Consider the following 26259-nt stretch of genomic DNA (forward strand, 5'->3'; position numbering starts at 1 on the left):
GGCGGGCAGTATTACAACTGCCGGTCAACAATCAGCCAACGCAGTCTTCAAAAAAAACTGCGTCTTCATGGCGCACTAATATCGCCAACCCACGCCTGATTAGGTGAAGTAGGTTTGCCAAACTCGATTAAGCGGTTGGGGCAAGCGATTAAACCATACCTGGAGTTAGTCGTTTTGGGCACGAATCGGATCGCCGAAGCGACTACGGGGCTGAATGGCCCGCCAGTCCTGCTCTTGCATCAAACGAGGTACCCGATGTCGACCAGCCTTTACGCCTTGTTCTTTCAGCGCTTCCAGCACGCGACGGCTGCCATAGCGTCGGGAGTTTTCCCGCTTCGGTGGCCCGGCAGAAAATCTTGTCGATTGCTGTAGTCATGGCTAGATCGCTATCTGACGGAGTGAACGTTGTTCTATTACGATAGGTGTAATAGGCAGTCTTACTGACATTCAGTGCTTTACAGAGTAGTCGTACTGGAAAGTTGGTTTCTTCGGACTTAATAAACTGGTACGTCAGTGTCAGGTTTGCCGGCTGAAAATGGCAACAGCTTTTTTTAAGATCTCGCGCTCCATCTCGCTTTGCCGCAGTTGCTTACGTAGGCTATCGACTTCTTGTTGAAGACTTTGATCAGTTTTCTTTTCCCCGCTCCGGCGGCCCGGCTTTGTCATTGGTCTTCCGCCAGGCGTGAATCAGGCTATCGCTAATACCCATCTTACGGGCTACAGCCATGATAGGTTCACCATTGGCAACTAGCCGCAATACATCAGCCTTGAACTCGGCGGTATACTTTCGTTTTGGTTGTTGGGATTGGTTCATGGTACACGAAGTTAATTAAGTTTCGTGTCCGGATATTTAGGACCATATCAAGGGTCCGATTTCCAGTTCCGCCAATGGAAGAATTACGGAAATATCATCCACGTAATACCGCTTACGTGGGATTTTTAGGCGTCGCCGATTGGACATTAGTAAGTACAGTTACAGTACGGTAAATGGCACCTTAAAGTAAAAAAGGGGAACGGATAAGTCCGGAATGGACTAGAAGAGGAAACTCTTAAAAAAGCGGGGCACTTAGTTTGGCCCAAAAAAGCGAAGTAAGCTGCTCACAGTCAGTCTGTATACGACGGTGGTGGCTGGTAGTAAAAATACGAAGGAAAATAATAGCAAACACAGCCCTTAGGCTTTGGGTACTGCTTTCCGGGCGATGCTGGGCGAAAGGGGCGCACCACCTGCATGAGCATCCTCAATGGCCGAAATGAGCCGGTCGGGAGTGGTGTTTTTGAGAACGTAGCCAACAGCACCAGCACAGAGCGACCGGAAAATTTTGTCTTCCTCGTCGAACACCGTCAACATCACTACGTTCACCTGGGGCAGGTGTGCATGGATGGCGCGGGTAGCTTCGATACCATCAAGATCAGGCATTTCGATGTCCATCAAGACAAGATCAGGCTGTTTGTCGAGTAATTGCCGACGCCAGTTGAGCGGATTTGGGTAAGCCCCCACAAATTCTATACCTGGCATACCACCGAGCAGCATCGACAGTGCATCACGAATGGCCGGATTATCTTCGTACATGCCCCGTACCGGTGATCAAGCCTCCCTGATGCCTATTTTTCTGTACAATCGGGTTATTCGACGCTTTTTAATACGGACCCAACAGCGAGCTGGAAGTAGCATTTACTGTTGACAATACCCTACTCGATAGCTTACGCTAGTCGATAAACCCGTTTACTTCAAATGACTAAGAAATTAACTTCCTCAGCGCTAGTCCACGTTGTCAGACTCTAACAAATACAAATCCAACGGGTTATATGAGTATGAAAGTAAACCAACTCGTAGTCGTATTACCAGAAATAGATCTGGATCGTATTGTTGAAATGGCCTGGGAAGACCGAACCCCCTTTGAGGCTATTCAGGTCCAGTTTGGTTTGCCGGAACAAAAGGTTATTGAGCTCATGCGCACGCAGTTAAAACCGGCTTCGTGGCGAAGGTGGCGCACTCGGGTACAGGGTAGAGCAACTAAGCACGCAGCTTTATCGGTAGTGAACGATGCGCGCTTTAAATCAAACCAGCAACGTTCAATAACCCACAACAAGCTCGCTAAACGGTAGTGAATCGTTACGAACGCGATCGATGCACGCAACCCGGTGCGTTTCTCATGAAATTTGGTTGGCCAAAGCTATCCCAACAAACCCATCCGACTAGCTTATACCACCTTATTGCCAAATCTGCTATAAAAAAAGCCCCACGCGAATCATTTTCAGGTGGGGCAGGTGACTAATCTGTATCAAACCCTTTGGGTATTTGAAGCCTAATGCTCCTTCCTTCAAAATGGTTTTTTGCCCGCTTGAGACTCAGGAATAACTCGTCTTCCAGCTTACTCAACCCATTGTAAAGCGTATAAACATGCCTGCTTTTACCCTTTACTTTCGTACTGTAAATGGCTTTAATCCGGTCTTTGGCTAGCGTCTGGTCGGCCGTGGCATAATAGACCACATCACCGACAAACATCTCGAACATGTAGGGTAGAACAACGGGGGTATTTTCGCCTGATGTTCTATAAATAAAACAATACAGCTTAGAGATTAATTCGCATTAAAAGGCAAATAAAGGGTTATTACCAGGTTTCTATATTGTATTTTATCAGGAAGCAAATTCCGAATGAGCAGCCTTAATTCAGCTTTACTTCCGGCCAAGGTTCGGGCAGTTAAAATGCATAGGATTTTACCAAGAAGACATTATCCTGATCGGATCAGTTGAAATCGAGTCTGGATGATTCCACTAAGCTAGTCCCGATTTGTAGCGACAATAACCCCCTTATTTCAAACTCCCCATCCCTCCATCGACGCCGATTACCTGGCCTGTGATCCAGCTTGCCTGATCGGAAAGCAGATAAGCTACCAGACTGGCAATATCATCTGGGCTACCAATGCGGCCCAGGGGGTGGCGTTTATTAGCTGCTTCGCGCTTTTCATCACTGCTCAGCAGGTTCCTGGCCAAGGGTGTATCCGTCAGGGAGGGAGCCACCGCATTGACCCGGATGTTGCTCGGCGCAAATTCGGCCGCCAGCGATTTGGTTAATCCCTCCACCGCCGACTTAGCAACTGACACCGAGGAATGAAGGCCCATACCCAGTTTTGCAGCCACGGTACTAAACAAAACAACACTACTTCCTTTAGCCTGTTTTAATGCCAGATAGCCTGCATGAATGGCAGCCACCGCCCCCAGTACGTTGATGGATAAATCCTGGCGATAATCCTCAATGGTGAGTCGATGGAAGGGTTTGAGATTGATGGTGCCCGGACAGTACACCAGCCCGTGCAGTATATCGGGGAGTTGGGTGAGGGCGTCGGCTGCGGGTAGCTGGGTGACGTCCCACTTCATATGGGTGGCGGTAATGCCCACTGGTGGCTGCCGTCCCGCCGTAAACAAGTTTACTCCCCCCTGCGCATGCAGTTGCTTCGCCAAAGCCTGACCGATTCCAGAACTGACTCCGACAATCATAATATTTTTCCCCTTCATTAGGATCGAGTGTATTGGTCCATCTGGTTGACTCGCTGTCGAGTCATAAAGTTTAGGGAGCTGGCTGAAAATAGATTTTAATGAGGTAGGGTGTTAAACTGAACGCAGTTAAGTAAACATGCTCTAATAAACAGGAAACTACATACTGCCTGATCTGAGTGTCCAGTTCAACGTAGCAAATCCTGATTTAACTTACCATTTTTTACTGAACATAGCTTCAAAGGATTTTAAAGAATGCCCAGTAAAAAATAGCAAATTCAATCTCGTCCATTGACGTTAAACAATCCAGTGGTTCTCATGACGGCATAACCACGTACTTAATTACCAAGCATCAGTTCTTCAATACGATTGCGGATGGCTTCAGGTGTGAATTTGATGGCCAGATAGCCATGCAGTGGATTGGCTGGAAACGTCCATGTGTTACTTCCATCGGCACTGACCGCACAATGTCCATCTTTCACGACGGAGAAATAAGAGGATACGCCTTCAACTGCTTCCAGCACCGCAACCTGATCCCAACTGGCTCTGCCTTTGAAGTTGTTGTATAGCTCATAACTCCGATAAACTGGGCTGCTGGATTTGCAACGCGCCTTGAAATCGGCTCCTCCTGTCACGAGCTGATTGCCGACCTCCCAACCAGCAAACGTGACAGGTAGTGTCCACTTTGCCAGACAATTGACCGTGGAGGCAGGATCGGGCCGATAAAAGTTAGCTTCCTTACCGCTCGGAAACTGGCCGCCCATGCATGACCAACGTAGCACTTTCTTAGCGACTAAAGCCTGACCGCTCAACGGACTGATGGCGTCGGGTTGTGAGTTCAGTAAGTTACTGAGACTGGTTAGGTGCCCAATCGTAATGATCACGACGCTGCCATCAGGTTCTTTTGCCAGCAGGCGCCGGTATAACGACGTACTGTTTTCGGCAATTTTGCTGGACGTGAGTTTATGCGGGAATTCCTGCGAAACCGCTAGTGTATACTTCGAAAAAGATTTCAGTGAGTCCTTCTGGCTAATACCAATCGGCAAATCACCCCGCTCGAAATACGTATTGATGGCATCGGTACACGTAGCACTGTACTGTTCATCGCTGGTTACCACAACGCCCAGAATCCGGACCTTACCCACTTTTTCATAGGTATGTAACATGGCCAGCGCGCCCACATCGTCTACGTCCGAATCCATGTCGGTATCCAGAATAACGGCGATTGGTTTAGTTTGAACAGGCGTCTGCTGACCCGAACAAGCAGTTGATAACCCTCCGAAGAAAACGAAAACGACAAATAACAATCGGCGCATACGTAACGATTAACGATGATGACAATGACCTCGTAAAGGCTTCAGCGCGTCAATACTAATACCCAATCAGCGTTTTCGCCCGAGGTAGGTGGTGAAAAGGTTAATGAATTAACCTTCTCCGGCGAACTGCTACGTCCGGTACGTGGGTCGAACCAGCGATACGTCCATTGACCCGATGGCAACGGTTTGAGCGGAATGGCTCGTCCGTTGGTGCTATAATGAATAAAGTATTTTCCATCGGTGGTACGTATGCTTTGAATTCGGTCATCGATTCGTCCGGGCGAGCCATCAATTAACGTAGTATCAGGTTGCCAGGTGTGCCAGCGATACGTTTCGGCTAGTTTCCGCAGGTGTTGCATCTGACCGGCGCCTTCGTAATTGAGCGCATCGTACCAATAGTCTTTAAAGTGCGTTTTCAGATTAGTACGATTAGGCTTCTCTATCTGCCAGATACCGTTGCCTCCGTACGTAAATCCGCAGGCGCCGGCCAGCACCGACCAATAACCGCGTCGACGAACGTGCCAGGCGTTAAATGCGCCGTTTTCATATTTGTGTTTAATGGGATGCTGTTCGTAGCACGGCTCGGCATCAAGCGTCGGCCGGGTTGGCTTGCGGACATAGTCCTCGCTGATACGTTGGTAACTCGCATTATCGACCGCGTGCCCCGACTGGATCATGTTGAAGTCGAGCCAGGATTCATTATGAAAAAACTCCCCCGACGACGTAGCAGGTGGTCGCCAGGTACCACCCGGTGGATGGTACGTCATCACAATATCGGACGTTTTCCCGTCGGCATACGCTTCCGTTAACCCTCTGGCCATCGAGCGGTAAATAGGTAGTTGCTTTGGCATCTGATCGCCACCCAATACCCAGATCAGATTGGTGTAGCGACGGTACCGTTGCCCCACAAAACGGGCATATCGGTACGGCTTTAGCGAATCGGTATGGAGGGGAGCATCGGAGGGTTCGATGTAGGTTCGACACCAGGCGGGCAGTAGGGCAAAATACAGACCTCGTTTTGCCCCTTCGTTGATAACAAAATCAACGTGTTGCCAGTAACGCTCATTTGGGCGGTCGAAGTCATTATCCAAAAATGCCTTTTCGCCAAGAGCGTTCTGATCGGTCATTTCCCAGGGAAGTAGGTGAGCCTGTATCACCGTGAATTTTTTACGCGCCCGGTCATCAAGGTAGCGAACAGTTTCCAGGCGATCCAGCCCTTCGAACAATTCCCAGGCCGTATCCCCCAGCCAGAAAAAGGGTGTTACGTTCCCTTTGTTTGCCTGCGCCAGCGAATGAGCTCCCGGCGCTACAACCAGCCGCGGTGGGATTGGCTGGCTGAGCGCCGGGGTCATTAGTAACCAACCTATTAGTATGCAATAAAACAGCGTGTTAGTTTTCACGGGAAAAAGTTATAGAACGCAGATTTTCATGATCGTTATGATTAGAGCTAATCATAACGATCATGAAAATCTGCGTTCTATGTTTTTAATAACCAGGGTTTTGGGTAAACGGAATCGTTACGCGGTCAATCTGGGTTTGCGGAATCGGACGTAGTACGTGGGTCGCCTTGATGTTCTGCCCACGCGCCGAATAGGCCTTTACCCGCTCAACGGCTTTACCGGTACGTACCAGGTCGAACCAGCGATCCATTTCGCCGGCGAGTTCTTTACCACGTTCTTCCAGAATCAGGTCGATGTTCAGCGCGCTGGCTGATACACTGAGATTCACGCCCGGACGAGCGGCCCGCCGTCTGATTTCGTTGAAATACGTAACAGCTTCGTCGTTTTTGCCCGCCATCATCAGCGCTTCGGCGGCTATCAGATACGTTTCGCCCAGCCGGAAAACGATAAAATCTTTATTGCCACGGCCTTCGTTTACGTTCGGACGGGTTGGGTCGAAATACTTCAGATTTGTCCAGTGAAATTCGATTTTGTCGCGCCAGCTTTCGTCGATCGGATCGCCTACTTTTTTTCCGGCGGGCAACGTAGCAGGATTGTTGTAATAATAATCATCGAAGGTGCGCCAGATGTCGGTACGTTCGTCTTTGGACTTGTCGAACAGCTTCATCAGGTAAGGCGTTGGCGCGAAACGCGAGAACGGGCGACCCCACTGAATAACGCGCTGCATACCCGGAATATCGGAATAGGAATTCTGAAAATACAGGTGTCCCTGATTGCCGATGGAACCAGAATTAGTCGCGTCGTTTTCGTACTGAACCGAGTAAATGATTTCTTTATTGACCTGGTTTTCCCAGTGAAAAATGCGGGTATAATCTTCTTCTAATTTATAATTCGCCTGATCCTGAATAACTTTCTTCGCCATATCAGCCGCATTGGTCCAATCCTTCTGAACTAAGTACACCTTACTGAGCAGGTGCTGTACCGCCCCTTTCCGAATCCGTCCCCACTGCGGGTACGTAGCAGCCAGATTCGTTTCTGCGTATTTTAAATCATCGACAATGGTTTTATACACCTCGGCTTGTGGAGTCCGGACAGCTTCAGTAATAACGCCGGTAGTTGGGTCGAGTTTCTGCGGTACGTCGCCGAATAGCTGCACCAGCCAGAAATAATTCAGCGCCCGGAAAAATTTAGCTTCAGCAATAATGCGCGCTTTACGTTGCTCGTTGAACGACAGCTTTTCGGCCGACGTAATGAGCGTATTGGTCAGGTTGATCGTCTTGTAGCAGGTCGACCAGACAAAATCGACTTCGGCGGCAAACGGATTGAGGTCGGTGTCGTAAATATCGAACGGCAGCCCAAGCTGGCCTTTGCCATTGGTGTATACATCGGTGCCAAGCAGCGTGAGTCGGAACGGTTCCTCCCGCTCGCCATAGATCGACCGCATGCTGGCATACGTAGCGTTGATGCCGGCATTCAGGCCAGTTTCGTCGGTATAAAAATTAACCGGATTCAGCACCGAGCGCGGATTTTCCTCCAGGAATGTTTCCTTGCAGCCCTGACAAACGGTTAGAAGAAGGGCGCCTAAAATGATATAGGTTTTCATGATTCGTTGCGGTTGGATAAGGATTATAAACTGGCGTTCAGGCCGAACAGTATAAGCCGGGTGCTTGGGTAGCTACCTAGATTTCCGCCCGATTCAGGGTCCCAACCCTGGAATTTGGTGAACGTAAAGAGGTTCTGACCACTGACGTAAAGACGTAGCGATTGCAAACCGATACGTTTCACCAGTTGCGTTCCAAACGTATAACCCAGATTGATGTTACGTACCCGAACGTACGAGGCATCGCGGTAACGCATCAGGTCGATGTTGGGGTTGTTCATACCCGGCGTAACGGGGGCGGGATAATCATTACTTGGATTTTCAGGCGTGTAGTAGTTCACAAACCGTGGGATATTATAGCGTGCTTCGAGGTTATCGAGCGCATATACGTCACTGTTTACCATGAACTTCTGGCGGGTATTTACGAAAATAGACAGATCGAAGCCTTTGTAATTGAACGTATTGGTGATACCGCCGGTCCATTTTGGAATGGCTGAGCCAATAATGACCCGGTCGTCGCCCGTAATTTTTCCGTCGTTGTTGAGGTCCTTCACCTTAATCTGACCCGGAGTCCGGCTGTAGACTTTAGCTTGCTCGACTTCGTTGGCCTGCCAGATTCCATCGAATTGCAGGTTGTAGAACACATTGATCGGCTGACCGATGAACCAGCTATTTCCGACATCATCTTTACCATTGCCATACAAATCCGTAATCTGATTTTTATTAATGGCTCCGTTCAGGCTGGTCGTCCATTTGAAACCGTCCTGTGTTTGCACGTTCATCGTATTCAGCGTGAACTCAAAACCTGTGTTTTTGGTCGATCCGATGTTCGCCAGGATGCTACCAAACCCTGTGTTTTGCGGTAACGCGCGGTTTAGCAAAAGATCGGTTGTTTTAATTTGGTAGTATTCAAGCGTACCGGCAATGCGGTTGTTGAAAAGTCCGAAATCCAAACCGATGTTTGCCTGATGCGAGGTTTCCCAACCCAAATCGAAGTTGGGCAACGTATTGGGTTCAAACCCTAAAGCAGCCTCAGAACCAAACAAATAACTTCTCCGCGTAAGACTTCCCATCGACTGATACGGGTTAAGTGCCGTGTTTCCAACGGCCCCGTAACTCGCCCGCAGTTTCAAATCGCTGATGGCGCGTATGTCGGTGATGAACTTTTCATCCGCAATCCGCCAGGCCACCGCTGCCGACGGGAAAAAGCCAAATTTGCGATCCTGCCCAAAACGCGACGAACCATCGCGACGGGCCGTCAGCGTAATCAGGTATTTGCCCATCAGGCTGTAATTCACCCGCGCCATGTACGACAGAATCGACCACTGTTGCTGGTCGGTGTCGAAGGAGCGAATTTGCCCTGAAGACAGGTCATGCCACAGCATTTTTTCGGATGGAATACCGGTTGCTTCCAGGGTATTATTTTCGAGGGTTTGTTGCTGCACACTTTGAAGCAACGTAACGTCGAATGCGTGAATATCCTTAATGGTACGGCTGAATGTCAGCAGGTTTTCCAGCGTGTACGCTTTGGTATCCGACTTCGAATTAGTAGCCCGATTCGGTGCTCCCTGCAACGTATTGGTGTAGCTGCCAATAAAACGACCTACGTTCTCGAACGAAAAGTCAGGTCCAAAGTTCAACCGGTATTTCAGGCCACGCCAGAGTTCAGCTTCAGCGTAGAGACTGCTAAAGAGACGGGTACGGAATCGCTGATTTTTTTCGTTTTCAGCGTCAGTTCTGGGGTTTCCCAACAGAGCTTCGCTGGTTGGAAAAAGACGGTACGTACCGTCTTCATTGTATACGTCGCCCAGGGGGCCGATCCGCATCGCCTGGCCAAGAACCTGCCCCTGATTGATCAGATTTTCACTCGAATACGATAGCAATGTCGACGTACCGATTCTGAAGCGGTTGCTAATCTGATGATCGATGTTGATTTGCAGCGAACCGCGGGTAAAATCGGAGTTATACACAATTCCGTTCTGCTTCAGGAAATTGGCGTTGACTGAGAAACGCGTTTTCTGATTGCCGCCCAGTACGCCGATATTGTGACTCTGCTGGATGCCGTTACGAAGGTTAAGGTTCTGCCAGTCGACCTGCTTGCCAGCCTGATAGTTTTTCAGTTCGATGTTATCCAGCAGCTTATCTAACTGTCTCGTTTTAAAAGCCGTAGCTTTGTAATTTACCCAACCTTCGGCGTCGAGTACCTCTACTTTATTGGCGATTTGTGACACGCCCATGTAGCCGTCGTAGGTCACTTGTGTACGCCCATCCTTACCCCGTTTGGTCGTGATCAGAATTACCCCGCTGGAACCCCGAGCGCCATAAATCGCTGTAGCAGATGCATCCTTGAGCACCTCCATCGACTCGATAATGTTAGGGTTGATGTCGCTCAGCCCGCCTGAAATCGGAATACCATCGACCACAAACAACGGATCGTTATTCGCCCGAATCGAACTCACACCCCGCACCCGAATCGTTGCCGTAGCGCCCGGTGCGTGGCTCGACGCAATTACATCGACACCAGCCGCCCTGCCCTGCAACGCCTGATCGGCCGACGTAACAGGAATAGTCTGAATATCTTTGGCCGATACCGACGAAATCGCGCCTGTCAGCTGGCTTTTACGTTGCGTACCGTAGCCCACAACCACTACGTCCTGCAAGGTTTTCGAATCAGCTTCGAGCGTTACGTTAATCGTGCTCTGTTTGCCAACAACAACCTCCTGCGGCAGATAGCCAACCGACGAAAACACCAACGTACTGTTTTCGGCTGGTACGTTGATTTGATACGTACCGTCTTTGTTTGTAGCCGTCCCAAGGTTGGTTCCTTTTACCACTACGTTGACACCCGGCAACGCTTCGCTGGTTCCGCTTGCCGTGAGTTTTCCAGTGATTCGGATGTTACCCTGCGCGTAAATTGCTGTTTGGGACAGCATAAAAATGAGCAAAATAACTACTGATAGCCAGCGCGTTCGCGATAGCATCAGAAAGGTAGCTGCTTCATGAGGTAGCAGTTGTTTCATGAGTAATAGGTTTTTGGTTTAGGACGATTCACTGTAATCTCAACTGATACGTAGTAAGCGCATCAGGCTGGATTCATAAATTGACTTTCAACTACCCTATGATTATCCCGTATTTATCATCGAACAGATAGGGTTGCTACTATAAAATCCCGCAAGTAAATCAAAGAGGATTTTATAATATTTAATTGTGATACAGTACAGTACAGTACAGTTGTGCAAATGTAATAACTTTTTGAAATAGTCAAACTAAATCACCAAAAAATTAAAAAAACAGTTGATTTGAGGCTTATTTAAGGCATTTTGCCAAACAGTAGAGCCATAATAATAATCAGGAATAATAATCCAGTAATCTATACTAATTACAATCCTTATGTAGTATTAATGAGTATTAGTAGGTGGGAGTGGCAATAAACTCAGCTGGTTATAAATGGGATGCCGGTGGTTTCTCGCTGTGTGACAGACACGCTATCTAATCCGGCTAATACGTTGCCTTACTAATTTTTAATGTATCGATTTTAGCTGCGGTTTCAGCTCACGCCCAATATAAGAAGCTGATACATGAAAGCTTCCTCGTCTCATGTGGGAGCGATTACAGAGAACGAACAACCATTTAAACCAGTATTGATAATTAGGCAAAAATAGGATGAAAGCTAAAAACACTGTTTTTTGACTTCATTTATCGCTTTTAGCCAATCGTTTATCCAATAGTTCCTGGGCTTTTTCTAAAGCTTTTTCCGCGTCTATTTCATAATCCGGTAGTACCCCAGTAACTTCCCAGTTGCTGTTGGTTGTCGTATATAGGGGTCTGCCATAGGGTACGGTCATTAAATACTCATCGGTAACTTTCATTTCTTTATAGGTGTGGGCACCCCCAGCCGTTCTTTCGCCAATCAGGGTGGCTCGTTTCGTCGTTTGCAGGGAGTAACAAAATGCTTCACTAGCGGAGAAGGTGTTTTTGCTGGTTAGGACAAAAATCGGAACGTCCAGGAATCGGTGTCCTTCCACGTAGGGTAAAGTCCAGGATTGTTCGGTTGCTGGCGTATCGCGAAAATGCCAGGTAGACATATGGGTTTTAGGGGGTAGGAAATAGCTTAACAATAATTCTAAGGTATAGGAATTACCCCCTCCGCGACTTCTCAAATCAAGGATCAAGCCATCGACATGCTGTAAAAACGTTGAGCTAGCCATCATGACGGGCCCGGCCATTTCAGGGGCCGTGAATTTGGTTATTTTTAAATACCCAATATTATTCACCAATACTTTAGCTTCTGGTAAACCGAAATTAATTTTTTTTCTCTCGGCAAAGTCTTGCCGGTAAAGTTCCAGACTGTCGTGTTTGTTTTTTACGCGTTCTAAATTCTTAACCAGAGCAGGTGCATATAATAGTCTCAGATGTTTGTCTCGGGTAACTTCCTGCATTAACCCTTGCACTTCTTTACCAAAAGCTTTCGGATCAACTACTTTGTCAAAGGCCCCCGCTTTCAGCTTTCCTGTTAAAAGCTGTTCCACTTGTTTCGCTTTATGAGGAAAAAGATAATGATTGTTCAGTAGGTGAGCCGACGACTTGATCACCGCATATTTCTCTTCATTGGTTAACTGGCGCTCTAACAGTTGAGCCTGTACGGGCTTCCTGGATGCGATCAATACCGCAGTAAGGAAAAAGCGTATTTTCGCATTTCGCATCAGTATATACGTTTGAGGGGGTAACTATTAGGGTAAAGATGAGAATTCCAGCTACATGTTGCATGATTGGCAGCGATACGCACGCTACTGAAATAGTCGGTACGATTCGACAAGAAGCCCCAATCCTATGAGAAATGTACTATTTTGTCGATTAGGGTTTAGGAGTGACGATACTAACTGAACCGTCAATTAGTGCAATTTTAGAATTATACAATTGTGTTCACGAAAACGCTACCCATTATTCCCATATTCTGGCTATGCCAGAACAATTCTCCGGTTAAAATTTCCCGAAATACTTGTTAAGTGCTTCAACTTTATTGTCTACATGGAGTTTCTCGTAAATATTATAAATATGCTTTTTGAGCGTTTTGACACTGATAAAAAGCGCATCCGCTACTTCATTGTAAGTCAATCCCTTTGCGAGCATAGTTAATACGTCTACTTCACGGGGCGTGATGTGGTAGTCAGTACGTGCCTGGTCCTTACGTTGCACCCGGGCGACAATCTTGCGGGCAATGTCGCTGCTCATGGGAGAGCCCCCTTCATATACCTCACGGATGGCCGTCAATAGCAATTCAGGTTTGCTTTTTTTGAGAATGTAGGAGTTGGCACCTGCTTCGAGCGACTGAAAAACCTTCTCATCTTCATCGTAAACCGTGCACATAATGAATTCCACGTTCGGACAGAGCGGTTTTAACCGGCGTACGCAGTCGATGCCACTGATGTCGGGGAGACCAATATCCATTAGCACTACGTCGGGTAATAATTCTGGAATGCGACGCAGGGCTTCGGTGCCCGTCGTCACTACCCCCACGCACGCATACTCCACTTCGCGACTCACAATGGTTTGCAGCAGCAACTGGATATCAGGGTTATCCTCAACAATGAAAACGGAAATCATAGACGAATTAGTTATCAGGCACTCATCGGTGCCTGAATGCTGACTAGGGTACCGTTGTCGGTCAGCCAACTGATCTGACCTTTGACGGCTTCTATATTTTTACGCATGTTACGTAGGCCGTTACTCCAGAGTTTGACCGGCTCATTTGTCATGCCTTTTCCATTGTCGCGAATCAGGATGTGCAGTTCATTTTCAACCGTGGCAATGACCAGTTCCACCCGTGATGCTTCGGCGTGTTTTACTACGTTGTGAACGGCTTCCTTTACGGACTGATACACGTTTCGGCGGATGATACCCCGTAACTCACGCTCGGGTTCGGTAATGGTTTCGGTAAAGGCCATCTGAATGCCTGCTTCGCCCAGAAAGTCAGCACAAAACTTCCGGATGTAGGCAACCAAACTCTGCACATTATCATTATTGACATTGAGGCTCCAGACAATTTCGTTCATGCGGGTAGTCATCTCCGAGGAGGCCCGGGCAATGATCTGTACTTCGGCCGAATTGACTGGGCCGCTTTGTTTGAGTAATTCACTGGCAAGCGAGATTGACGTCAGGGCTGTACCCAGTTCGTCGTGCAGTTCCTGCGAAATACGCCCGCGCTCTTCCTGCTGAGCTTCCATGCGATTTTTCAGTGTATTCCACTCAGCTTCCAACTGTAGTTTGGCGAGCTTCTCCGATTCCAGCATTTTGCGTTTTCGCCAGTACAGTACCAACAACATAGCCACTCCGACAATGAGCAGACAGCTGGCGATCAGGGTAAAAATAGTCGTGTTTTTCTTCTGAATAACTAACTGTTGTTCAGCTTGCTGTTTGGCTTCGCGTAGTTGTCTAACCTGCTCATCGTATTGGATAAGTTGTCGATTTTTCTCTCCATCCCGAAACTCAGCTACAGCCGCGTTATACTGCTCCAGTGCGCGTAAGGCTTCAGCCGGCCGACCAGTTTTTCGGAGCAGTCGATATTGCGTCTGGTAATAGTTTTGTCGGTCGAGCATGGGCAATGAATCGATTGCCGTCAGTCGCTTTACCTCATTAAGTCGCTGTTCTGTTTCGGTCAAATTACCCGCCAGCCAGTCCGTTTGGGCTAGTCCGATGAGTGGCTGAGCTAGATAAGCAGGAGCATACAAAAGTTTGGTTAACGCATAATAACAGTCGAAGTAGTGCCGGGCCGAATCAACCTTTCGATCGGCTAAATAATACTCACCCGCATTTTTGAAGAGTTCAGTTTCCTCTCGCCAGGTTTTTGGACTGGCGGCCAGCGCAAGACCTTTAGCCAGATAACGGAAAGCCGTGATGGTGTCTTTTCGGGCCGCTTCAAAGCCATAGAGGTTTACGTAGTTGCCAATGATCTGCCCCGTATCGGCATCACTGATCGAATGCTTGAGGGCTTTAAGCTGGTAAGCAACGGCCAAATCGTCGCGCTGCTGAAAATGAAACAGAATGGCCAGATTGTTCTGAATCATGGGTACCCGCGAGGTATCCCTGGTGAATTGCTGACTATCCAACGCCCGCAGGTAATAAACAATGGCCGAATCGTTGGCTTCCTGAAGTTGATACGTAATGGCCTTTGAGAAATTGGCCAGCATCCGAAATTGTTTGCGGGTGGGTTCCTGGACAAACGCTAGCGCAGAATCCCCTAACCGCTTCGCCAGGACAAAGTCACCCCGGTAAGCCGCCCGATTGTACATCGCCTGATTGTAATAATTGATCAGACCTCGATTGAATCCAATCTTGCGGGAAAGCGCACCCGCCTGCCGAATCAACGCATACGCACTATCGGGGTTCGTGTTCTGGACGTCATAAGCCTGAGCGAACAACTGAAATACCTGCACGGAATCCTTCGCCGAAACAGGCGACGACGTAGCAGGTTGCGACTGGCAACCCATCAGCGCTAAGAGTATACCTACGCCAATAAATAAGTAAAAAAGGTGCGTCATTTTTCGTATTCCTGTTGAGCAAATGTAGGCTTTCGGGCACTGACTTGGCGGTCAGATACGTAAAATACTACAAAAGTAGTAGGTGTTGAAGGTTGTAGTTTCTAGTTGATTATCAGCTATATAACTTTTTGCAGCCATGTTAGCTGGTTAAATATACTACAGAAGTAGTATGGTGCGGGATGATTCGGTGGTTGACCTTTGCCATGAACAAAAACGAGGCTTACCATGCAGAAAACACTAATTCTTTTCGCACTTATGATTCATGTAAACATCCCCACGTTTGCGCAGGATAACAAGGAAAAACTCGCCGATCTCATCGAAACCAGCACGGGTTGGATGAACAGTTATACGGTCGAAAAATTGTTTACCATCAACCTCTCACCGACTATGTGGGAGAGCGTACTGGCCGCGCCCAGCCAGCCGCGCGGACGTGACAGTTTCAAACGGATGGCGCAGGCCCTGGTCGATTTTTCGGATAAGGCGGGCTATACGTCGCTCAACGAAAAATGCGGCTTCAACGTCCAGAGCGACAAAGCCAAAGAATGGCAGCCTACCTGTAAAGAACAGATCGACAGACTGGCAAGTAAGCTCACGTTTAAGTATGAAGCAGCCGACGTAGCAAAAAATCCGACCTCGTTTAATCTGGCGATGGGCTACCTGACTACCATTGCCGATTTTTTCAACGCACGTAGCAGCTACATCACCAACGGCTGGCGCCCAAAAGGCGAAAAACTAAACATCGTCTTGAGCCCATCCGACAAAGCAACTGGCATCAACGTAGCATGGAGTCCTGATGGCCAAACGGTTACGGTAAGTGGTCCGGCAAATAAAGAAGTGCCCGGCTGGAACGACGCAATCCTGAATGGATTAGCTAAAGGAGGTAAAAAATAAATGCTGGCGAGGCCCCGACAGGATCCGACTGTCGGGGCTTCCATAAATTCCCATACGATTATGGAGCAAAACCTAATTATTCTCGGCTTCTGTCTGGTGCTCAGCGCCTGTGGAAATGATACGTCTTCCAGCGAGTTCACTACGTCGGAAAGCAGTTCAACAACCACCGAAGCGAAAAGTGAGGAGTCAGACAAGTCTAGGAACGTATTGCATCAGATGCCCGACAGCGACCAGATTGAAGATGGCTATGAAGCCATTCTGAAAAAGGCCGACGTCGATGACCCCGAACTGCTGGAAGTGTACGTCAATTTCTCTAAAAGCATTGTAGGTGCCGACAGCGATGATGCACACATGTCTCTTCAAATGGTATCTCCCAAGGACAAAAACAAGATTGTGTCGTACCGATATATGTTTGGTAACGAAGCTGTTGAAGGTCCTGAAGAGGTAACAATATCGGCGGGCATCGGGGCTTCTGAAAAGTTTATCGATACGTACGACGGGTTCAAACAGGTGCTGTTTCGCAAGTCGGATATCATGGATTTCGACAAAGCCGATGATGTTTATAAAGAGGCCGTCACCAAATCGGGATACGACGCGAAGGACTGCTACGTCCATCAGTTGATGTTTAAATACATGGGTAACGGCGAACTACGTGGGGACGTATCGGTGCAGAGTACACGTAGCACCACCGCCCATAAAAGCTTTTCGGTCGACAAGCAGGGTAAAGTTCAATAACTCAAATACACTCATTCTATGCAGATTATAGGAATTCTGGGCGGCTTGCTCACTACGTTGTTGACCATTCCGGTACTGGCCCAGTCGGGGAAAGAAGCGCCACGTCCGGAAATTGGGAAATACTGCAAAGTGTATCGGGCGGGGGAGGGGCTGAAAGTGTTGCTGCTACGTATCGGCCCCGAAACTAAAAACGAGTCGCTGGTAGCGCTGGATGGATTCGACCATCCGTGGGATGGCAGGATTTTCAAAGCCAGTGTAACCAAAGCGGATGGCCGTCAGGAGTTTATGATTCAGAACAATGGTCGCCCATTTGTCGTGCTGGTTTTCCGGGAACGTTACGGTCAATCGACGCTTTTTGTGCCGAAATATGGTACCGAAGAAATGGAACGGCCATTGATCTATTCGGAAGGATTATCGGTAGAGTGCAAACCTGATATTCTCCTGTCGCAATATCTTCAGCAACAGTCAGGTAAGAAATAAAATACAAGTAACCACACGATTGGTACGTATGGAAACGATTGAATTACGAGGGACCAAAAGCCGACGGCGCGTCGAAATTCGGTTCATCGAATATTGCGTCAGCGACGGAAACTATACTTATGTCTATCTGAAAGGTGAGCAGCCGGTTCTGATGGCCAAAACACTGCTTCGTTTTGCCGAACAATTGCCCAATTTCATCCGGATTCATAAAGGTACACTAGTTAATCCGGCGCACATCATCGGGCATCGGTCGCAAAAGGGCAACGTACTGGTTTGTCTGTCAGGCGACCGGGCTCTGCTGGTGTCCCGACGTCGGGCCACTGGATTTCGACAGCAACTTTTTGGGCAGACCAACTGATAAACGTAGCGATAGAAGCCAAACAGATGAAATTACTTTCGAACGTAGCGTGGAATTTTACCCATCACGATTATCCAACGGCCGATGCGTTTAATCGGGACGTAGTGGAAATGAACAAGAAAAATGATGGATTTTAGCTAGGAAATATCGCGCAAAAATCGTATTTTCAGAAGGTTATATTGATTAAGGATTATACCGATTTGGCTACTGAAATCTTCACTATTTAGTACGTTGCGCCTTATTCATTGGCACTACATTATGACCCGCTACTTTTCGTTTACGGATGATAAATCCGATAAATTCTGGCAGATCGACACGCATGATACGTCATTCACCGTTACGTTCGGCAAACGGGGAACGACTGGCCAGAGTCAGGTCAAAACCTTCGATACGGCCGACCGTTGCCAGCGTGAGGCCGATAAATTAATCCGCGAAAAAACGGCAAAAGGATACGTAGAATCGGGCGATAGCCAGCCGATTACTAGTCAGCCGCGCGTTGCTACGTTGCGACCTGCGAGCGCAGATAAGGAAGCGGAAATCGCTACGTTAACCCGGTACGACGAATTGATTCAGCAGGCGCCGATGGCTGCGTTACTGCCGTTTCTGCAACGTGTGGATACACGTCATTACGAAGCCCTGCGGAAAAAAATCAAGGAAGCCCGGCGCTACTGGTGCGACTACGTAGTGCTAAAAACCATCCCAACGGGCGTCAACAAAGAAACGGTTCGCCAGGAGTGGGGCCATCGAGGGAGCTGGCCGCAACGGATCATGATTTCACTGTCGGGCGTTGCGTTGCTTTCAATGTCGGAACTGAAGCCGTTTGATGGGGTGGCTCGTCTGCTCATCGGTGCGGATAAAGAGTTTCGAGAGTTGGCCCGGCAGCTATTGGAATGGGCCAAACCAGATTGGCTGGGCGATTTTCTGTTACAGCAAGCAGGCGAGTCCTGGACGACAATAGGTTACCACAAACTTCGTGAGTTTGAAGCCGCCGGATTGGTGTCGTACAACCCAGAATTGTTTGCCCGTTCGGCCACTACGTTCAGTAACTGGAACTCGGAAAATACCAATCGAAACGAGCGAACGTATCGGTATCACATCGAATCGCTGGCTAGGGATGAACAGCTAGTTACTCGCGAACTACCCGCGATTTTTGATTATCCAACCGAAATTCACACCTACACGTACGCCTTTCAGGGCGCAAAAAAGGAGTGGGTATATCATCCGGTTTGGCCGCTGGTATTCGAGCAATGGCTGACCGAAGGAAAAATTGACCGCCTGTGGTTTCTCGAACGCTGTCTGAGCGTACAGACCAAAGACTGGAACATTAACCTGCGGACGTTTTTTCGGAAACAGTTTGAAACCGCCAACCCAACTACGGCCGAATTACTGGCCTTGCAACCGGCACTGTTACCACTGCTAGCGGCACAGCATCCACACGTAGTAAACTGGTCTATTGGTTTGATAAAAACCAGTAGTAATGACCCTGATTTTCAGACGGATGAATTTCTAGAATGGGTTGCCGCCGTGATGATGCGAGCCGACTGCAAAACGGGGCTGAAAACGTTGCTGAGTCTGCTGGAACGTACCGCCAAAACGGGGCCACAATACCGACCGACTATCTGCATACGGCTGGCCGATGTATTTGCCGTCAACGATTTGCCCCTGCAAACCAAAGCGGCTCAACTACTCACCATCTACGGCGACCCATCCGATCCCGACCTGCAATCGGCGCTTCAGACGTATGCTGGCCAAATGCTCGGCAACGTATCAATTGATTTGCAGACGTTTTTAACTAAAACCGATACTACGTTTGCTGACGCGGCAGACAGTTCTGCTACGTATCAGTACGTTCCGGGGAAGCCGGTCGAGCGACTCGTGATGGATCAGGCCGTTACGTTGCCTGATACGTGGAATGACTTCCTGTTCCTGATTGGTCAATTCATCGGCTCCAACGATCCACTTGATTGTGAAATACTGATGAATGCGCTGATACTGCCGCCCGCCAATATGCCCGCTGATTTCCAGGAGCAGCTTAAGGTGTATCATAAAAAACTGACAAAAACGTATTTTCAGAGCCAGGTCAAACAGCAAACGAGTATGTTTTTGCTGCACTGGCTACACGGCGGAATGGGGCAATTCACGCTGTCAGCACATACGACGGTTCAAACGCTTGATCTGCAATTCAATCGGTTACAGCATGTCCGGCAAAAATGGAAAGCCGGTTCTACGTTGCCTTTGTTGAGTTTTCCGACGCACGCGCCCCACTGGATTGCGCCCAAAACGCTGGTCGAACGTTTGCTGGCTTACCAGCAGGCGGGCGAAGCGATTGTGCCGCTCGATCTGGCGATTGCCATTGCCCGGATGCCCCGCGAAGAAACCGCCGAAGCCATAACGCTCTGCAACGAACTGACTCCTCCGTTAGCCTCGCTGATGCGCTATTCCCTGGGTGCCAGTCCTGAACGGGACGTACCTCATAAAACAGCATTAGATAAATTGCGAGCCTTGTTTCAACCAAAAACCAACCTGTCCGACCAGCAAATTTTATGGGCCGTTGCCGCCCGTACCGTTGAGCCGGAAGCCGAATTTTCGGACTTCGACCAGACGCATTTTGCCGATTTACCGAACGTAGCGAAACCATTTACGCAGACTATTCAGATAACTGAACGATGGCATGAGTGGCGTAACTACCAGACGAAACAAATGGAACGTAGCCCCTCCTGGCGCGAACTGACCATTACGTTCCCGAAACTTCCTGATACGTTACGTCCGGTTCTGCTTTATAGCAACGACCTTTCTGAGCGACAGAATAGTAGCTGGGCGTACCATTCGCTGGACTCTGTCGACGTAGCGTACTGGAACAGCCTGCTTCCGCAACAGCCCGAATCGCTGTTTACGGTTGTAGCGAAATACGGCAGTCTCTCGTCCGAAACGTCGCCCGCTGTGGCCCCGGCGCTGGCCTGTATGCTTCAGCCCGGTTTTCGTATCCGCACCATGTCGATGCTGGTCCTGGCAACCGGATTGCTGGCCAAAAAGCGCGAAACCGGAACACTGGCCGCCGAAGTACTTATTCACCACTTCGGCGAACAGACCCTCGATGCTGTTCAACTCGGCGACCGTCTAGGCTGGTTGCTGGCTGATAATTACGCGCCCTTGCAGCGGCTTGCCGACGCCCTGAATCTGGTACGTGACGTAAGTCCGTTGCACAATCAGGCCCTGTTGTTATTACTCGATGCGCTGTTTGCTCGATTAGCGGAAGCCGCCGAGTTGCCAAAAAACACCAAAAAATTGCTTGAACTGTATATTGATTTACTCGTGAAACGACAGGCGACACCACCCGCCGAAACCGTTACTACTCTGAAAATGTGGCAACAAATCGCTTCGCTGAAAACGACCTGCGCAGCAATTCTGCAAAAAGCTTAACCAATGGAAAACCTCGCTGATTACGAATACGCTACGTCGTCGTTACTCGACAAAACCGACGCTGGTCGTGCTTTACTGCTTTCACACCAGACCGAGATTGAGGAAGTTAACAACGTTCCCTGCTTCTTCTGGGGGCGGCTGCGCGAACCTTATCTCACGGCCCGCTGCCTGATGACAATTGCCAAAACGGTTCGTTCGCGGTTTGCGCTTTCCATGCAGGAGATAATGGCCCTGCGCGACCCCATCGTAACGGCGGGGGCTGGACAAGTGCGTTTTGAGGGGTTTTCGTCCTGCAACGGTGTGTATGCCCGTCTAGACATTCAACCCGAAGGATTGGATGGCGAGTTTTTGGCCAGCGGTACTACCAACGTCGATTTCAACGAGCCGATGATTAATGCCCTCAACGGCATCACCAAAACCGAAAACATGGTGCTATCGGTAGGGCAGCAATCCGTAACCGTCATCAGCGAAAAAGCCAAAGTGGTCGAGCGCAAGGTGAGCCTGCCCAACCGCTGGATTAAGGGGCTAACGAGCGTACAGCATTATTTGGCCGAGATGCAGCCCGTGTTTACGCTAACTCGTCCGCAGGCCATTCAGTTGTTCCAGAGCCTGCCAAAAGGTACGGTCAAATCCGATGTATTTGTTGTTCAGCGAGCGGGTAAGTTTCTATTTTCACCTCTCCGGCAAGGGCAGGGAGTTCGGGTGGGTGGCGCTCACCGCCTTCGACTTATGGATGGATTACTCCCGTTTCTGGACTCGTTAAAGATCTACCTGAGCGACGACGGTCAGGCTGCGGGATTTGTGCTGATGATGGGAGCGTTACAACTGGTTTTCGGATTTTCGGCGGATGCGTATCGGGGATTTTCGGGTGAAGGTAAAGCGCTGGAACATCTTCTCGACGACCTGCCGATGGAGTTGGTCTATGGCGTCAACAGCCTACTAAAAGCCAACGAAGCATTCAATCCCACGCTCCTGTCCATAGAGCATGACATTGATTTTGGGGCGATGAATACGCTGACCGCTCAACTGTCGAGCATCGGTTTGCTGGGTTTCGATTTGGTGAATAACGCCCATTTCTACCGCCGACTGCCTTTTAAAACCACCCGAATTTTGAATCTGAATCCGCGCCTGAAAAACGCTCGTAAACTGGTTGTCGATAACACGATTCAACTGATAAATCAAACGCCTGATTACATCGAAACGCGCGTAAAAGGCACGGGCGACCTAGTGCATACCGTTATCATCGACAAAGGGCAGGCTCGCTGCACCTGCGACTGGTTCACTAATCACCAGGGTAAACGCGGTCTCTGTAAACACGTGCTGGCCGTAAAAATGCTGAAGGAACAGTAATGGAAGTCTTGCTCTCCCACATTTTGTGGTAACTATACTAGGCTCTACTGATTCATCTTTAGCCAATTCTTGATTAGGGTACTATTGGAAATAGCCTATTTCAATAGCCAGGACTCTAGTAACTGACTTTAGGTTACCATTATTCAATAAATACAACTAAGTAGGTACGACCTTTCCGTCCAAGAAAAAGCTTGATCAGATAAACGTAATCTGTCGAGCAGAGAAATAGGCTGACTCTTGTTGTTGGTGCCAGAAAGCGTTTACGAAAAGATTACTTTTACTGAATACGTACTACCAAAAGTACAATTGCTGCAAACACTTACACTGACCTATTTTATAAACGGTGTAACGGTAAAGTACTAAGTAGAGGTGTTAATGAGTTAGGCTAGCTGTAGAAGGGTTCTTTGATTCATATTCATTAGTGGCATTACTTTAACAAATGCCAAGCCCAAATACGTTTGCTTAACCATCACCCTTAACAAACGTAAAATCCGGGTAAATGAGGCCATCTTATCCTTAAAACAAAAGAACAGGCTTTGACAGCCTGTTCTTCCTGGTTTACGAGTGGACTAAGCTAATGGCCTTAGGTCCGTTTGACGTTGACTGCATTCAAGCCCTTCTTGCCCTGCTCGACATTGTAACTTACTTTGTCATTCTCGCGGAGTTCTTCGATGGTTCCTGAAATGTGCACAAACACATCTTCGCTGCCATCATCGGGTTTAATAAAGCCGAAGCCTTTACTCTCATTAAAAAATTTGACGGTTCCTGTAGGCATTGTGATTGGGTTAAAATTTGGTTCAAGGACGGCAGAAGTAGTCAGATTACCAAATAGAGTTCTCGATTGGTCGGTTTCTCATTGAGGTGGTAATTGATTAGGCTAGTTATTTATGGGATGCTAGCAGGGGACTGATTCCGGACAAAAAACGGCTTTAAGCGAAGTTAATAAAGCATTACAAATTGTATTATTCCTATTCTAGTAGCATACGAAAAATAGAGTAAAAAACAGAGTCCTGGATTTATTGCTCAGGACAAACCTTAGTCCGTAAAAACAATCTCAAATCGACCGCAGTTACCTCAAAAAACGGCTTTGCGAATATGTTACTGGATAAAGGAATATCGGTTGCCTATATCTTTAATAAAATTAAATACGACTTGGTGTATATCCTTCTAGTGGGCTTGATCACTAATTTACTCGCCACCTACGCCCGTCAGTATTTCCCCGAGATGCCTCTGACTATTCCGGTCTTTTTGGGAACGGCCATTTCCATCCTGCTTTCCTTCAAAATGAATCAATCCTACGACCGTTGGTGGGAAGCGCGTAAAGTCTGGGGGGCTATTGTCAATGACTCCCGAAGCTTTGTGCTTCAGCTCCAATCCTTTCTGGATCCTAACGAGGCTACTGCAAACTGTATTCAAAAGCTGGCTTATCGACAGATTGCCTGGTGCTATTGTCTGGGCCAGTCGCTTCGGGGACTGAACCCCCTAGAGGGTATCGAAGACCTGCTCATGGAGGCTGACAGGGCCAAGCTCCTCCAGCATACCAACAAACCCCTGGCCTTATTGCAGCAACACACGGTCGACATCCAAGAACTGCGCTTAACGAATAAGATGGATGTATTCAGACACGTGCAACTCGACAATACCCTGGTTCGTTTGTGCGATTCGATGGGCAAAGCGGAACGCATCAATTCAACCGTGTTTCCCTCGACCTATCGGCATTTCCTGCATTTCATTATCTACCTCTTTGTGGTTACCCTATCGATTGCTCTCAATAATGTCGAGATTATCTTTGAGTTGCCCCTGCTGTTGCTCATCTCAGCCGCCTTTTTGCTGATTGAAAAGAGTGCTTATCATTTACAGGACCCTTTCCGCAACCGGCCCAGTGATGTGTCCGTAACGGCGATCGCTCGAACCATCGACATCAACATCCGCCAGCTCTTAGGTGAATCCGATGTACCCCTACCGGTAAAACCCAACGACTACTACCTCTTATAAGTAAGCTAATCCACCCCCGAACATTCTGAAGCGCTATTGGCTGACTTTCTCGAAGTACTCAAACCGACTACGAGTCTGCCTATTGAAAAGAAGCGAGTTCATGGTTCGTCAACACAGGCTGACCAGCAGGGTTCTCGGCTATAGTCTAGATTTTTTGTTAAGTGGCAGGGCTGTATGACAACCCCTGTCTTAATGACAATCCCAACGCAGGGAAAAATGACAAAATGGCATTTTTCCCTGTGTCGAAAAAAGGTAGCTTGCCTTTGGCATAGGGCTTGTTTAGAGGCTTTTTGACACGATTTTTATGTCAAACCTTACAATCATTTACAACGATGTCACTGGTTAAATTCAATGGAAACGGACAACTGCCCTCTCTACTGGATGAATTCATGGGCAGAGACATGGACGAGTTATTTAACTTCAACCGCAACTGGCCCGGCATTACCCGCTCTCAGGTCGGTACACTAGTGCCGGCAGTCAACATCAAGGAAGATACCGAAGGCTACCAGATCGATGTAGCCGCCCCTGGGCTGAAGAAAGAGCACTTCAAGCTCAGTCTGCATAATGGGAAGCTGACGGTATCCACTCAGCAGCAAGATCAGCAGGAAGAGAAAAATGAGCGGGGGTACTACACCAAACAGGAGTTTAGCTATCACGCCTTTTCGCGCTCGTTCTGGTTACCTGATTCCTGCAATCAGGATCAGATCCAGGCTCGGTACGAGGATGGTATTCTGCACATAGTGCTACCTAAAAAGGAAGAAGCTAAACCTAAGGCTCCCACTCAAATTCAAATTAACTAGTACGGAGTAAGCCAAACGAAAAGGGGTGGTGACATCGTATGTCACCACCCCTTTTTTATGACTATATAAATAGAACTTTTTTGAGGTGTGTCATATAAGAATTGTGGCTGTTGCAAAAGTCGATTCTACTCTGGATAGGCTCTTAAACCCAGCAATTTTTAGTTACTGTTTGGTTCGTAATGTTTTCTGATTTAGACCTCTTTAACCTAGTCCAGACTTTTGCAACAGACACTTGATATGGTCCTAAAAACCCGGACACGAAACTTTTTTAACTTCGTGTACCATGAACCAATCCCAACGCTCCAAATGAAAGTATACCGCCGAATTTAAATAACTATCGGCTTAGGCCGATAGATTTAAGGCTAAAGCCCTCTAAAGTCAGTCACTAATCTTAAAGTCATCATCCGATGGAGCCACGTCTTGCTTGTCGATATACTCCTTTACGACCTCGTCAGTCACTGTACCGACACTGGCCGCAAAGTAGCCACGTGCCCATAAATGCTGACCGCTCCAGCGGCCTGGCCCAAAACGCTTTGCGTAACGCATCATATTGGCCCAACAGCTTGTGAGAGCTCTTCCTTTTAGGTACTGAACTAGTTTGCTCACCGAGATTGTGGGCGGATAGCTCAACAACAGATGGACATGATCCGAGGAAATATGGCCCTTCACAATCACTACCTCATTGGCCTTGCAGATCTCCCGAATCAGTTCCCGCAACCGAAGCGATACATCTCCTTTCAGGATGCGTTTACGATACCGCTCCGGCGGTCCGGTTGGTAATCCAGACCAAGTGAATTTTCAGTTCATAGCGACTATGGGAGCCCGTGCGATAATCCATCCCATAAAGCTACTAAAGTTCCCGCCTTAAGGCGTGGGATTT

The 26259-nt window shown here is 48.3% G+C and carries 22 protein-coding genes and 1 pseudogene; 9 read left to right on the forward strand and 14 right to left on the reverse strand.

Annotated elements, in window-relative coordinates; genetic code table 11:
* Positions 1 to 165 precede the first annotated feature (165 nt).
* The 3 genes from IC229_RS36250 to IC229_RS33775 form a co-directional block, all read right to left on the reverse strand.
* Entirely contained in the window at positions 166 to 300 is a 135-nt protein-coding gene (locus tag IC229_RS36250) for a hypothetical protein (protein WP_190893245.1), read from the reverse strand.
* A gap of 325 nt (positions 301 to 625) precedes the next feature.
* Entirely contained in the window at positions 626 to 814 is a 189-nt protein-coding gene (locus IC229_RS33770) for a transposase (RefSeq protein ID WP_190893248.1), read from the reverse strand.
* Between the two features lie 357 nt (positions 815 to 1171).
* Positions 1172 to 1570 (reverse strand): response regulator, encoded by a 399-nt coding sequence (locus IC229_RS33775; protein ID WP_190893250.1) that lies wholly within the window; start codon positions 1568 to 1570, stop codon positions 1172 to 1174.
* 236 nt (positions 1571 to 1806) lie between these two features.
* Between IC229_RS33775 and IC229_RS33780 the strand changes: the two genes are divergently transcribed.
* Positions 1807 to 2106, forward strand: coding sequence for a TIGR03643 family protein (locus IC229_RS33780; RefSeq protein ID WP_223834367.1), 300 nt, complete (start codon positions 1807 to 1809; stop codon positions 2104 to 2106).
* A gap of 166 nt (positions 2107 to 2272) precedes the next feature.
* On the opposite strand, the gene IC229_RS33785 is transcribed toward IC229_RS33780, so the two are convergent.
* From IC229_RS33785 to IC229_RS33825, 9 genes are all read right to left on the reverse strand, one after another.
* Positions 2273 to 2515, reverse strand: a complete 243-nt coding sequence (locus tag IC229_RS33785; protein ID WP_190893252.1) for a hypothetical protein — start codon at positions 2513 to 2515, stop codon at positions 2273 to 2275.
* Between the two features lie 297 nt (positions 2516 to 2812).
* Positions 2813 to 3517, reverse strand: a complete 705-nt coding sequence (locus IC229_RS33790; RefSeq protein WP_190893254.1) for an SDR family NAD(P)-dependent oxidoreductase — start codon at positions 3515 to 3517, stop codon at positions 2813 to 2815.
* A 317-nt stretch (positions 3518 to 3834) separates the two neighbouring features.
* Positions 3835 to 4812 (reverse strand): nucleoside hydrolase, encoded by a 978-nt coding sequence (locus tag IC229_RS33795; RefSeq protein WP_190893256.1) that lies wholly within the window; start codon positions 4810 to 4812, stop codon positions 3835 to 3837.
* Between the two features lie 41 nt (positions 4813 to 4853).
* A complete protein-coding gene (locus IC229_RS33800; RefSeq protein ID WP_190893258.1) occupies positions 4854 to 6212 on the reverse strand; it encodes an apiosidase-like domain-containing protein in 1359 nt (452 codons plus the stop codon).
* Between the two features lie 85 nt (positions 6213 to 6297).
* The gene (locus tag IC229_RS33805) at positions 6298 to 7815 is read right to left on the reverse strand and encodes a RagB/SusD family nutrient uptake outer membrane protein (protein ID WP_190893259.1); all 1518 of its coding nucleotides are present in this window, start codon (positions 7813 to 7815) and stop codon (positions 6298 to 6300) included.
* A 23-nt stretch (positions 7816 to 7838) separates the two neighbouring features.
* Positions 7839 to 10832, reverse strand: coding sequence for a SusC/RagA family TonB-linked outer membrane protein (locus IC229_RS33810; protein WP_190893261.1), 2994 nt, complete (start codon positions 10830 to 10832; stop codon positions 7839 to 7841).
* Between the two features lie 672 nt (positions 10833 to 11504).
* A complete protein-coding gene (locus IC229_RS33815; RefSeq protein WP_190893263.1) occupies positions 11505 to 12515 on the reverse strand; it encodes a S41 family peptidase in 1011 nt (336 codons plus the stop codon).
* 277 nt (positions 12516 to 12792) lie between these two features.
* Positions 12793 to 13416 (reverse strand): response regulator transcription factor, encoded by a 624-nt coding sequence (locus IC229_RS33820; protein ID WP_190893264.1) that lies wholly within the window; start codon positions 13414 to 13416, stop codon positions 12793 to 12795.
* A gap of 14 nt (positions 13417 to 13430) precedes the next feature.
* The gene (locus IC229_RS33825; RefSeq protein ID WP_190893266.1) at positions 13431 to 15350 is read right to left on the reverse strand and encodes a tetratricopeptide repeat-containing sensor histidine kinase; all 1920 of its coding nucleotides are present in this window, start codon (positions 15348 to 15350) and stop codon (positions 13431 to 13433) included.
* A gap of 225 nt (positions 15351 to 15575) precedes the next feature.
* Here IC229_RS33825 and IC229_RS33830 point away from each other — a divergent pair, with 225 nt between their 5' ends.
* The 6 genes from IC229_RS33830 to IC229_RS33855 all read left to right on the forward strand — a co-directional run bounded on the left by IC229_RS33830 (position 15576) and on the right by IC229_RS33855 (position 22584).
* On the forward strand, positions 15576 to 16241 hold the full coding sequence (locus IC229_RS33830) for a hypothetical protein (protein WP_190893268.1): 666 nt from the start codon (positions 15576 to 15578) through the stop codon (positions 16239 to 16241).
* Between the two features lie 60 nt (positions 16242 to 16301).
* Positions 16302 to 16976: a hypothetical protein gene (locus tag IC229_RS33835; RefSeq protein WP_190893269.1), complete on the forward strand. Its 675-nt coding sequence runs from the start codon at positions 16302 to 16304 to the stop codon at positions 16974 to 16976.
* 18 nt (positions 16977 to 16994) lie between these two features.
* Entirely contained in the window at positions 16995 to 17456 is a 462-nt protein-coding gene (locus tag IC229_RS33840) for a hypothetical protein (protein ID WP_190893271.1), read from the forward strand.
* Between the two features lie 28 nt (positions 17457 to 17484).
* Positions 17485 to 17814, forward strand: a complete 330-nt coding sequence (locus IC229_RS33845) for a LytR/AlgR family response regulator transcription factor (RefSeq protein ID WP_190893272.1) — start codon at positions 17485 to 17487, stop codon at positions 17812 to 17814.
* 258 nt (positions 17815 to 18072) lie between these two features.
* Positions 18073 to 21234 (forward strand): DUF6493 family protein, encoded by a 3162-nt coding sequence (locus tag IC229_RS33850; protein WP_190893274.1) that lies wholly within the window; start codon positions 18073 to 18075, stop codon positions 21232 to 21234.
* Positions 21235 to 21237: 3 nt separating this feature from the next.
* Positions 21238 to 22584 (forward strand): SWIM zinc finger family protein, encoded by a 1347-nt coding sequence (locus IC229_RS33855; protein WP_190893276.1) that lies wholly within the window; start codon positions 21238 to 21240, stop codon positions 22582 to 22584.
* Between the two features lie 583 nt (positions 22585 to 23167).
* On the opposite strand, the gene IC229_RS33860 is transcribed toward IC229_RS33855, so the two are convergent.
* Positions 23168 to 23359, reverse strand: coding sequence for a cold-shock protein (locus tag IC229_RS33860; protein ID WP_190893278.1), 192 nt, complete (start codon positions 23357 to 23359; stop codon positions 23168 to 23170).
* A gap of 320 nt (positions 23360 to 23679) precedes the next feature.
* Here IC229_RS33860 and IC229_RS33865 point away from each other — a divergent pair, with 320 nt between their 5' ends.
* Positions 23680 to 24579 (forward strand): bestrophin family protein, encoded by a 900-nt coding sequence (locus tag IC229_RS33865; RefSeq protein WP_190893279.1) that lies wholly within the window; start codon positions 23680 to 23682, stop codon positions 24577 to 24579.
* 332 nt (positions 24580 to 24911) lie between these two features.
* A complete protein-coding gene (locus IC229_RS33870; RefSeq protein WP_190893281.1) occupies positions 24912 to 25379 on the forward strand; it encodes an Hsp20/alpha crystallin family protein in 468 nt (155 codons plus the stop codon).
* Positions 25380 to 25757: 378 nt separating this feature from the next.
* Here the strand turns inward: IC229_RS33870 and tnpA are convergent.
* Positions 25758 to 26126, reverse strand: a pseudogene (gene tnpA, locus IC229_RS33875) (IS200/IS605 family transposase); the annotation flags it as partial.
* Positions 26127 to 26259: the final 133 nt, after the last annotated feature.

The organism is Spirosoma profusum, from assembly GCF_014699005.1.
Lineage (GTDB): Bacteria > Bacteroidota > Bacteroidia > Cytophagales > Spirosomataceae > Spirosoma > Spirosoma profusum.